The following is a 10,581-nucleotide window of genomic DNA, read 5'->3' as shown; positions in this document are numbered from 1 at the left end:
AACATTGTAGATTGCGTAGGCCAGTAGACGACGACCCCAATCTTCCAGACGGTGGATTTAGCAGCCGTCTTATACGATCAGCTTGGTGTAACGCTCAACCATGCCGCCGACTTGCTCGCTTTGATCCGGGTGGACCAAAAAGATGATTTCGTAATGACGCATGAATGCTCCTTACGGGTTGTAGCCTGCCGCTCAAAAACGGTCAGACAAGGAGTGAATGACACTTATGGACTTGCCGGCGCGGGGCACATGCGTGCCTGCCGTCACAGCAAGGGGCGCAATTGTAGAGAAGGGACAGAAGAGGTGCAAGGCAATTGGTGATTATTTGAACAACTACCGATCTTCGCCTTCCCACAAAACAATGTAGGAGTGAGCCTGCTCGCGATGAGGGGGTAACATTCAACTTTGATGCTGAATGTTGCACCGCTATCGCGAGCAGGCTCACTCCTACAGGGGATTTGCAGCAGATCAAGACTTCTTGGTAGCAGCCTTGGCTTTTGCACCGCGCTGACGCTGCGCTTCGAACAGGCACACGCCGGTGGCGACCGAGACGTTGAGACTGCTGACGCTGCCGGCCATCGGCAATTTCACCAGATAGTCGCAGTGTTCGCGGGTCAGGCGACGCATGCCTTTGCCTTCGGCGCCCATGATCAGTATGGTCGGGCCGGTCAGGTCCTGGTCATAAATGCTGACCTCGGCTTCGCCTGCTGTGCCGACAATCCACAGACCGCGCTGCTGAAGTTTTTCCAGCGTACGCGCAAGGTTAGTCACCGCAACCAACGGAATCACTTCTGCCGCACCGCAAGCAACTTTACGCACGACCGGCGTCAAGGTTGCCGATTTGTCTTTCGGCACGATCACCGCCAGCGCACCGGCTGCATCGGCCGAGCGCAGGCAGGCACCGAGGTTGTGCGGATCGGTCACGCCGTCGAGCACCAGCAACAGTGGCGCGCCTTCGGTGCGGTCGAGCAACTCGTCGAGCATCGCCTCGCCCCAGACCTGGCTTGGACTCACTTCCGCGACTACGCCTTGGTGAACGCCTTCAACCCAGGCATCCATTTCGCGGCGCTCGGCCTGACCGACCTGCACACGATTTTCGTTGGCCAGTTCAACCAGCGTCTGCACGCGCGGATCGTTGCGGCTTTCCGCCAGCCAGATCTGCTTGACGCGCTTCGGGTGGTGACGCAGCAACGCTTCTACCGCGTGAACACCGTAGATTTTTTCCAACTGACTCATGACTTCGCCTTCGGTTTACGTGCCCCGCCACTTTTGGCTGGAGCAGAACCCGCTTTTGGCGGGCCTTTACGGTGTTTGCTCGGTTTTGCTGGCTTGCTGCCGGAGGCCTTTTCAGGCGCCGACCGCCCGGTCTTTCCCCCAGGCGCCGCTTTACCACCGTTTTTGGCGTCGGAAAGCAGAGCCTTCTTCATTTCACGGCTTTTGCGCAGCTCGGCGTTTTTCGCCACAGCGTCGCTTGGGCGATAGGCTTCGGCGGCCTTCTCTTTGACCGGACGGCGACCAGCGGTTTTCGCTGGCGCAGCTTCGGCTTTTTCCTTCGCGGCTGGTGCGGCAGTTTCAGCACCACGCTTCTTGCGGCCGATCGGCGCACTGATGGTTTTTTCGGCCATCTCGAAGTCGATCTTGCGCTCGTCGAGGTCAACGCGCATGACGCGCACTTCAACGGTATCGCCGAGACGAAAGCTACGACCGGTGCGCTCGCCCGCCAAGCGGTGATGCACAGGATCGAAGTGGTAGTAATCGCCCGGCAGCGCGGTGACGTGCACCAGGCCTTCGACGTAGATATCGGTCAGCTCGACGAACAGACCAAAACCGGTCACCGCAGTGATCACGCCCGGGAAAGACTCGCCCACACGATCTTTCATGAACTCGCACTTGAGCCAGTTCACGACGTCGCGGGTCGCTTCATCGGCACGGCGTTCGCTCATCGAGCATTGCTCGCCAAGCTGCTCCAGTGCCGCTTCGTCGTACGGATAGATGCGCGCCTTCGGAATGGTCATCGCACCGGCACGACGAACGTGCGGGGTGTCCTGTTTCGAATGGATCACGCTGCGGATTGCGCGGTGCGTCAGCAGGTCCGGGTAACGACGGATCGGCGAAGTGAAGTGGGTATAGGCTTCGTAATTCAGGCCGAAGTGGCCCTGATTGTCAGCGCTGTACACCGCCTGGCTCAGCGAACGCAGCATTACGGTCTGGATCAGGTGGAAATCCGGACGATCCTTGATGCTCGCCAGCAGTGCCTGGTAGTCCTTCGGCGATGGACCGTCCTTGCCTTTGTGCAGGGACAGGCCGAGCTCGCCGAGGAACGCACGAAGTTTTTCCAGACGCTCCGGCGGCGGACCATCGTGGACGCGATACAACGCAGGAATTTCATGCTTCTTGAGGAATTCGGCGGTGGCCACGTTGGCCGCCAGCATGCATTCTTCGATCAGCTTGTGCGCATCGTTACGGGTGGTCGGACGGATTTCGGCAATCTTGCGCTCGGTACCGAAGATGATTCGGGTTTCCTGCGTTTCGAAATCGATCGCGCCACGGACGTGACGGGCAGCCAGCAGCACCTTGTACAGCGCATAAAGCTGCTTGAGGTGCGGCAGAACGTCGTTGTACTCACCGCGAAGCTGACGCGCTTCGGTGATTTTCGGCGTTTCCAGCATCGCGCTGACTTTGTTGTAGGTCAGACGAGCGTGGGAGTGGATCACCGCTTCATAGAAGCAGTAGTCGGTCATTTCGCCGGACTTGGAGATGGTCATCTCGCAAACCATGGCCAGACGATCGACGTGCGGGTTCAGCGAGCACAGGCCGTTGGACAGCTGCTCAGGCAGCATCGGCACGACGCGCTCGGGGAAGTACACCGAGTTGCCGCGCACTTGCGCTTCATTGTCCAGCGCCGAACCGATTTTCACGTAGCTGGAAACGTCGGCAATCGCCACGTACAACTTCCAGCCGCCGGAGAACAGGCGCAGCTTGCCCGGCTTGGCTTCGCAATAAACAGCGTCGTCGAAGTCGCGGGCATCTTCGCCGTCGATGGTGACGAACGGCAGATGGCGCAGGTCGACGCGCTTCTCTTTGTCTTTCTCTTCGACTTCCGGCTTGAGCTTGGCGGCTTCTTTCAGAACCGCTTCAGGCCAGACGTGCGGGATATCGTAGGTGCGCAACGCAACGTCGATTTCCATGCCCGGCGCCATGTAGTTGCCGACCACTTCGACCACATCGCCTTGCGGCTGGAAACGCGGCGTCGGCCAGTGGGTGATTTTCACCTCGACGAACTGACCGATCTGCGCGTTGGCGTTGCGGCCCGGCGTCACCAGCACTTCTTGCTGGATCTTCGGGTTGTCGGCAACGACAAAACCGATGCCGCCTTCTTCAAAGTAGCGACCGACGATGGTTTCGTGAGCACGCGAGACCACTTCGACGATCACGCCTTCGCGGCGACCGCGACGGTCGAGGCCGGAAACGCGGGCCAGCGCACGGTCACCGTCAAACACCAGACGCATTTGCGCCGGGCTCATGAACAGGTCATCGCTGCCGTCGTCCGGCACCAGGAAGCCGAAACCGTCACGGTGACCGCTGATGCGACCGAGGATCAGGTCAAGCTTGTCGACCGGCGCGTAGGTGCCACGACGGGTGTAGATCAGTTGTGCGTCGCGCTCCATGGCGCGCAGACGGCGGCGCAGGGCTTCGATCTGGTCTTCGGTGGTCAGACCGAACTCTTCGACCAGTTGCTCGCGGGCAGCAGGCGAACCCCGATCGGCGAGGTGCGCCAGGATCAGTTCGCGGCTAGGAATAGGGTTTTCATATTTTTCCGCTTCACGAGCGGCCTCGGGATCGAGGGACTGCCAATCGGCCATTAGAGAGTTTTCACCTTGTCTATATGCGGGTTAGTTTGGCATAGGCGCCATGAAACGGGAAATTTCCGACTCTATAAGGCCCATATCAGGGCCTGCAGCGTCACTTGGAAGCCGTTTTGCACACCGCCGGTAAAAAAAATCATGTTTTTTGCTGAGAGGGGTTTACAGTTAAAAAGACGCTCCGTATAGTGCGCGCCATCGACGACGCACAGCGTTGCCGATACTGCCCAGATGGTGAAATTGGTAGACACGCCAGCTTCAGGTGCTGGTGACCTTACGGTCGTGGAAGTTCGAGTCTTCTTCTGGGCACCAATTTCGAGTTTGAGACTAGATCAGTTTTAAGACTCACACAAAACCCGCGAAAGCGGGTTTTTTGCATTCTAAGCCCGGGTTTTCTTAAAACTGATTTATTAAAATCAAATCAGGGGTTTACAGATCAAAAGGCGCTCCGTATAGTGCGCCACATCAACAGCGGCAACGCTCGCGATGATTGCCCAGATGGTGAAATTGGTAGACACGCCAGCTTCAGGTGCTGGTGACCTTACGGTCGTGGAAGTTCGAGTCTTCTTCTGGGCACCAATTCAAATTCAAGGTTACGGCCTTGGATTTCACAGAAACCCGCGAAAGCGGGTTTTTGCGTTTCTGCCTTCCAGAAAACCAGAATCCCACTGTAGGAGCTGCCGAAGGCTGCGATCTCTTGATCCTGTTTTTTCAAAGAGCAAGATCAAGAGATCGCAGCCTTCGGCAGCTCCTACATTTCAGCGTAGCCCGCCGTATCAGAGCTGGCGGCCTCTCGCAAGGCGCACTTGAGAAACAATATCGTTTATCATTGTTGCAAGTTTTTGCAATGCGACAGTGAGGAACCCTGCGAATGACGTTTCGAAATACCCTGCGCCGAGGCCTGACCTTCACCCTCCTCGGCCTGGCGCTCGCCACTCCCCTCACCCAGGCTGCCGATCCGGTTTCCCTGACTCTCTATAACGGCCAGCATAAAGAAGTCGGCGACGCGATCGCCAAAGCCTTTGAAGCCAAGACCGGTATTCACGTCAACGTGCGCAAGGGCAGCAGCAATCAACTCGCCAGCCAGATCATCGAAGAAGGCGACCGCTCCCCCGCCGACGTGATCTACACCGAGGAGTCGCCACCGCTGAACAATCTCGGCGAACTGGGCCTGCTGGCCAAGACCGATGACGCCACGCTGGCCGTTCTGCCGGAAAAATATGTCGCCGGTAACGGCACCTGGATCGGTGTGACAGCGCGGGTTCGCGTTGTCGCCTACAACCCGAAACTGGTCGATGAAAAAGACCTGCCGAAATCGGTGATGGAGTTTTCCGATCCGCAATGGCAAGGCAAGGTCGGCTTCGTCCCGACCAGCGGCGCGTTTCAGGAACAGGCTGTCGCAATCATCAAGATGCACGGTCGTGACGCCGCAGAAGAATGGCTGACCGGCCTGCGCGCTTTCGGCAAGACCTACAGCAACAATATGGTCGCCCTCAAAGCGGTGGAAAACGGCGAAGTCGCCACAGTGCTGGTCAACAACTACTACTGGTTTGCCCTGCAACGCGAGAAAGGCAAACTTGATTCGAAATTGCATTATTTCACTGGCGGCGATGCGGGCGGCCTGATCACTGTATCGAGCGCTGCCGTGCTGAAATCCAGCAAACATCCAAAAGAAGCACAGCAATTCCTCGCCTACATGGCCAGCGAAGAAGGCCAGCGCGTGATCACTCAGACCACCGCCGAATACCCGCTGCACAAAGGCATGGAATCGGATCGCGGGCTCAAGCCGTTCAGCGAACTGGAAGCGCCGAATGTAACGCCGGCCGATCTGGGCAATGCCGAAGAAGCGCTGGAGCTGGAACGTGAAGTTGGCTTGAACTGATGGCCGCATCGTTATCCGCCCCCGCCCCGCGCGGGGGTTACGTACCAAAGCGCAAGCGGCCATCGATCTGGCTGGTGTTGCCGGTGTTGCTGCTGGTAGTGCTAAGCCTGTTGCCGCTCGCTTATGTCGGGCTCAAAGCCTGGCAGGCCGGCTGGGCCGAGGCGCTGCACTTGTTGTGGCGCCCGTATGTATTCGGCCTGCTGCGCAATACTCTGGCGCTGATGGTTGGCGTAACCCTCACGTGCGGCGTCATCGGCCTGTCGCTGGCCTGGCTGCTGGAACGCAGCAATCTGCCGGGACGGCGTCTGTGGGGAGTGATTTTGTGCCTGCCGTTCGCGGTACCGGCATTTGTCAGCAGCTTCACTTGGGTCTCGCTGAGTTCGCAGTTCGAAGGCCTTGGCGGGGCGATTCTGGTGATGAGCCTGTCTAAATACCCGCTGATCTTCTTACCGGTGGCGGCGACGTTGCGCAATCTTGATCCATCCCTCGAAGAGTCGGCGCGCACGCTGGGACAGAATCGCTGGGGCGTTTTTTTCCGCGTCACCCTGCCGCTGCTCTGGCCGTCACTGCTGGCGGGGTCGCTGCTGATTGCCTTGCACATGCTGGTGGAGTTCGGCGCACTGTCGATTATTGGCCTGCAGACCTTCACCACGGCGATCTACCAGCAATTCGAACTGGAATTCAGCAATGCCAACGCGGCGATGCTGTCTGCTGTGCTGCTGGCGTTGTGTCTGGTGCTGTTGTGGCTGGAGTTGCGCGTACGCGGTAAAGGCCGGCATGTGCGTACAGGTCAAGGTGCGGCGCGTCGTGCTGAACAGGTTCGGCTTGGGCCTTGGGGCGCAGTCGGTCAGTTGTATTGCCTGATGCTGGCCGTCGTTGGCAGCGGCATTCCGTTGGGGATGTTGGCGTATTGGCTGGCGGTGGGCTCTTCGGCGGCATTCCCGGTGGCAGCGATTACCGAAGCACTGCTGTCGTCGCTGGCGTTGTCGCTTGGCGGCGCGGCGCTGTGTCTGGCACTGGCGGTGCCGGTCGGTTTGCTGGTGGTGCGCTACAAAGGCCAACTGGCGATCTGGGCTGAGCGCCTGCCGTATCTGCTGCATGCGCTGCCAGGATTGGTGATTGCGTTGACGCTGGTGTACTTCGCGCTGCACTACGTCCCGGCGCTTTATCAAACGTCGGGACTGTTGCTGATCGCTTATGCGCTGCTGTTTTTGCCGCTGGCACAGGCGCCGATCCGCACAGCCCTGAACAAGGCTGCACCGCAGCTGGAAGAGGCTGCACGCACGCTGGGCGCTTCGTCGTTCACGGCGTTTTGCCGGGTGACGTTGCCGATCATCTTCCCGGCATTGGGTGCGGCGTTTGCGCTGGTGTTTCTGGATGCGATGAAAGAGCTAACGGCGACGTTGCTGCTGAGTCCGACCGGGCTTAATACGCTGGCGACTGAGGTTTGGGCGCATACCGCGAATGTTGAGTTTGCGGCGGCGGCGCCTTATGCAGCGCTGTTGATTTTGGTATCGGGGCTGCCGGTCTATCTGCTGACGACGCGGATGTATCTGAGTCGCTGAAATAGCTATCGCGAGCAGGCTCACTCCTACATTGGAATGCGTCCCCCCTGTAGGAGCGAGCCTGCTCGCGAAGAGGCCCTCCCAGCCGACACTAAGCCCTGAACTGCCCCAGACTGGCCTTCAGCTGCGCAGCCAGACCATCCAGCACCTTGCCACTCGCCGTGGTCTCCACCACCGCCTGCGCCGCTTTCTCGGCCTGCGCATGAATCGTCTCGACGCGCCCACGCACAGCCTGCGCACCCTGCGCCTGATGTGCAGCCGCCTGCGTCGCCAGGCCAATCGCCGCGTGCACCTGCTCAACCGACGTCTGCACCGATTGCTGCAACCGCGCACTGTCACGCAACACCAGTAACCCTTCGCTGGCCTGACGCCCGGCCTGGCCGATCGCCTCGACCGCCTCCCGCGCGCCCTGCTGCAACGCGACGATGTGCGCCTGAATATCGCCGGTAGAGCTTTGTGTCTTGCTCGCCAGCGCTCGAACTTCGTCGGCCACCACCGCAAAGCCGCGCCCGGTTTCGCCAGCACGCGCCGCTTCGATGGCAGCGTTGAGCGCCAGCAGGTTTGTCTGCTCGGCGATCCCGTGAATCACCGTCAGCACCACTTCAATCTGCTCGCTTTGCTGCGCCAGTCGCTCAATCACTTTCGCCCCGGTATCGACCTGCCCCGCCAGCGCTTCGATCAGACTGCCGACCTTGGCGGACGTACGAGTGTTTTCGTCAGTCGCCTGGCGAATATCCACAACCTGCTTCAATGCGGCCTGCATGGCATGGCTTTCCGACTGCGCCTCATCAGCCATTTGCGACAGTGCGCGCAGACTCTCCGCCACTTCATCACGCTGCATGCCCGCCGCCGCATCTGCACCGGCATTGCGCAGGGTCATCGCGCCAATCTCGACGCCGGTGCGCTGCGCAACATCGCCCGCCTCGCGCACGATCGGCTGCAACTTATCCACAAAGCGATTGACCGCCGAAGCCATGTCGCCGATTTCGTCTTTGCTGTTGATCTGTACTCGCTTGGTCAGGTCGCCCTCGCCCGCAGCCAGATCGTCCATCGCTGCATTGAGCATCTTCAGCCGATTGACCACGCGATGGCCCAACACTACCGCCAGCAACAACAGCACACCGCAACCGACCAGCGCCAGACCCAGGCCAATGCGCCAGCGCAAGGTTGCCGCTGCTTCCTGAACGGTATTGGCGGTATTGGATTTCATCTCGGTCGCAGTGGACTGCGCCGACTGCAGGCGCGACTGCATGGCTTTGGCACTGTCTGCGGCAGCGCCCTTGAGACTGTCGCCGACCAACTGATCACTGCTGGCAATCAGCGCCGTGAAGCGCTTGTCCAGCGCTGCCAGATCGGTTTCCACCGAGGCCGTGGACACCCCCATCAGCACCTTGCCGATTTCCACGCCATTGGGATTGATCGAGGCCTCGAGGTAATAGACCGACGGATCGTTCTTCGCCGCATCCAGCACTTTATCCAGCGCACGCTCACCCTGGCCTTTTTCCAGCAAGGCCTTGTTGATCGGGTTTTCACGGTTGAGATAACGGGTCAGATGCTGACCGGTGGCATCGTCGTACACCACGAACAGCACGTTGGGATTGCGCTGGGCCCGGCGAGCGAATTCGGACAGGGTCGGCACGTCGCTGTCCCACATGGCGCGCGGCGCCACCGAAGCGAGCAACTGTGCCATGTCATTGGCCGAATCCTTCAGATCCTTTTCCAGGGTCGCGCGCAGTTGCGCCTGCTCATCCTTCAGACGCGCAGACAAACCAGCGGTCAAACGCTGACGAGTACTGGAAGAAAGGTTATCGAGACTCGACGTGACTTCACGCCCGGCCTGCTCCAGTTCGCCGGAGAGTTTCTGGCTGTCGGCACCAAGGCGCACCGCCAGATCAGCTTCCAGCGCCGTGACGGTGCTCCGCGTCAGGGCAACGGCCACCAGCACCTGCACCAAAAGGGCGATACCAAGGGTAACGAATACAGGTCGCAACAAACGGCTTTGTAACAGTGAGAGAACGGCCGACACTGTGAATACCTCTACTTCTGACGCCATTAATTTGATGGCACTCTTGTAAGCAGATTCACAGCAAAGGTCATGCCGTCCAACAGGCATAAACGACAAAGGCCCCGATTAAGGGGCCTTTGTTTTTTTACATCAACGACTTATCAAGCAAACGGATGACGCAGAACGATGGTTTCGTTGCGGTCCGGGCCCGTCGAAATAATGTCGATCGGTGCACCGATCAACGCTTCAACGCGCTTGATGTAGGCACGAGCGTTCGCCGGCAGCTCTTCCAGGGTCTTGGCGCCCACGGTCGATTCGGTCCAGCCCGGCACTTCTTCGTACACAGGCTGCAGGCCTACGTAGCTGTCAGCATCGGTCGGAGCAACAGCGTTGCCTTCGGCGTCTTTGTAGCCGACGCAGATGTTGATGGTTTCCAGGCCGTCGAGTACGTCCAGTTTGGTCAGGCAGATGCCCGAGATACTGTTCACATCGATAGCGCGACGCAGGATAACGGCGTCGAACCAGCCGCAACGACGGGCACGGCCGGTGGTAGCGCCGAACTCGTGACCTTGTTTGGCCAGGTGCGCACCGACTTCGTCGAACAGCTCAGTCGGGAACGGGCCCGAACCGACGCGAGTGGTGTAAGCCTTGGTGATGCCCAGGATGTAATCGAGGAACATCGGACCAACGCCCGAACCGGTCGCCACGCCACCGGCGGTGGTGTTGGAGCTGGTCACGTACGGGTAGGTACCGTGGTCGATGTCGAGCAACGAACCCTGGGCGCCTTCGAACATGATGTCTTTGCCGGCGCGACGCAGGTCGTGCAGCTCAGCGGTCACGTCGAGCATCAGCGGCTTCAGCAGCTCAGCGTATTCCTTGCACTCGGCGAGGGTTTTTTCGAACTCGATGGCCGGCTCTTTGTAGTAACCGACCAGCATGAAGTTGTGGTAATCCACCAGTTCACGCAGCTTGTCTTCGAAGCGCGGCATGTTCAGCAGGTCGCCAACACGCAGGCCACGACGCGCGACCTTGTCTTCGTAGGCCGGGCCGATGCCGCGACCGGTAGTACCGATCTTCAGCTCGCCACGGGCCTTTTCACGGGCCTGATCCAGCGCCACGTGGAAGGACAGGATCAGCGGGCAGGACGGGCTGATACGCAGACGCTCGCGCTCCGGTACGCCTTTCTCTTCCAGCTTGGTGATCTCGCTCAGCAGGGCGTCAGGTGCAACCACCACGCCGTTGCCGATCAGGCTCTGCTCGCCTTCG

General features: G+C 59.6%; 7 protein-coding genes, 2 tRNA genes and 1 pseudogene. 5 read left to right on the top strand and 5 right to left on the bottom strand.

The genetic code is table 11. The annotated features are described in order from the left end of the window. Nucleotides 1–60 precede the first annotated feature (60 nt). From ACIPIZ_RS28705 to rnr, 3 genes and pseudogenes are all read right to left on the bottom strand, one after another. A pseudogene (locus ACIPIZ_RS28705) lies at nt 61–162 on the bottom strand (30S ribosomal protein S6); the annotation flags it as partial. A gap of 306 nt (nt 163–468) precedes the next feature. Next, nucleotides 469–1,236 carry a 23S rRNA (guanosine(2251)-2'-O)-methyltransferase RlmB gene (gene rlmB / locus ACIPIZ_RS28700; RefSeq protein ID WP_007915843.1) on the bottom strand — a complete coding sequence of 256 codons (768 nt, stop codon included), beginning with the start codon at nt 1,234–1,236 and terminating at the stop codon, nt 469–471. Continuing rightward, on the bottom strand, nt 1,233–3,863 hold the full coding sequence (rnr, locus tag ACIPIZ_RS28695; RefSeq protein ID WP_122855519.1) for a ribonuclease R: 2,631 nt from the start codon (nt 3,861–3,863) through the stop codon (nt 1,233–1,235). The genes rlmB and rnr overlap by 4 nt, the downstream gene beginning before the upstream one ends. 225 nt (nt 3,864–4,088) lie before the next feature. Between rnr and ACIPIZ_RS28690 the strand changes: the two genes are divergently transcribed. The 5 genes from ACIPIZ_RS28690 to ACIPIZ_RS28670 all read left to right on the top strand — a co-directional run bounded on the left by ACIPIZ_RS28690 (nt 4,089) and on the right by ACIPIZ_RS28670 (nt 7,310). Continuing rightward, nucleotides 4,089–4,175 (top strand) — tRNA-Leu (locus ACIPIZ_RS28690). A gap of 180 nt (nt 4,176–4,355) precedes the next feature. Continuing rightward, a tRNA-Leu gene (locus ACIPIZ_RS28685) sits at nt 4,356–4,442 on the top strand. 22 nt (nt 4,443–4,464) lie between these two features. Then, nucleotides 4,465–4,722, top strand: coding sequence for a hypothetical protein (locus tag ACIPIZ_RS28680; protein ID WP_236428890.1), 258 nt, complete (start codon nt 4,465–4,467; stop codon nt 4,720–4,722). A gap of 12 nt (nt 4,723–4,734) precedes the next feature. Then, on the top strand, nt 4,735–5,745 hold the full coding sequence (locus tag ACIPIZ_RS28675) for an extracellular solute-binding protein (RefSeq protein WP_105705877.1): 1,011 nt from the start codon (nt 4,735–4,737) through the stop codon (nt 5,743–5,745). Continuing rightward, nucleotides 5,745–7,310: an iron ABC transporter permease gene (locus ACIPIZ_RS28670; RefSeq protein WP_064388636.1), complete on the top strand. Its 1,566-nt coding sequence runs from the start codon at nt 5,745–5,747 to the stop codon at nt 7,308–7,310. The genes ACIPIZ_RS28675 and ACIPIZ_RS28670 overlap by 1 nt, the downstream gene beginning before the upstream one ends. Nucleotides 7,311–7,401: 91 nt before the next feature. Here ACIPIZ_RS28670 and ACIPIZ_RS28665 read toward each other — a convergent pair whose 3' ends face one another. Next, on the bottom strand, nt 7,402–9,336 hold the full coding sequence (locus tag ACIPIZ_RS28665) for a methyl-accepting chemotaxis protein (protein ID WP_064388827.1): 1,935 nt from the start codon (nt 9,334–9,336) through the stop codon (nt 7,402–7,404). 140 nt (nt 9,337–9,476) lie between these two features. Next, nucleotides 9,477–10,581: adenylosuccinate synthase (locus ACIPIZ_RS28660; protein WP_401168865.1), on the bottom strand; the 1,105-nt coding region annotated here is incomplete at its 5' end.

Source organism: Pseudomonas sp. NPDC087690, assembly GCF_044743175.1.
GTDB lineage: Bacteria > Pseudomonadota > Gammaproteobacteria > Pseudomonadales > Pseudomonadaceae > Aquipseudomonas.
Note: the sequence above shows the minus strand (reverse complement) of the source record. Positions and strands in the feature narration are given on the sequence as shown.

Coding starts and splice junctions, on each gene's coding strand:
- rlmB (WP_007915843.1), bottom strand. CDS start 1,236: ATGAGTCAGTTGGAAAAAATCTACGGTGTTCACGCGGTAGAAGCGTTG.
- rnr (WP_122855519.1), bottom strand. CDS start 3,863: ATGGCCGATTGGCAGTCCCTCGATCCCGAGGCCGCTCGTGAAGCGGAA.
- ACIPIZ_RS28675 (WP_105705877.1), top strand. CDS start 4,735: ATGACGTTTCGAAATACCCTGCGCCGAGGCCTGACCTTCACCCTCCTC.
- ACIPIZ_RS28670 (WP_064388636.1), top strand. CDS start 5,745: ATGGCCGCATCGTTATCCGCCCCCGCCCCGCGCGGGGGTTACGTACCA.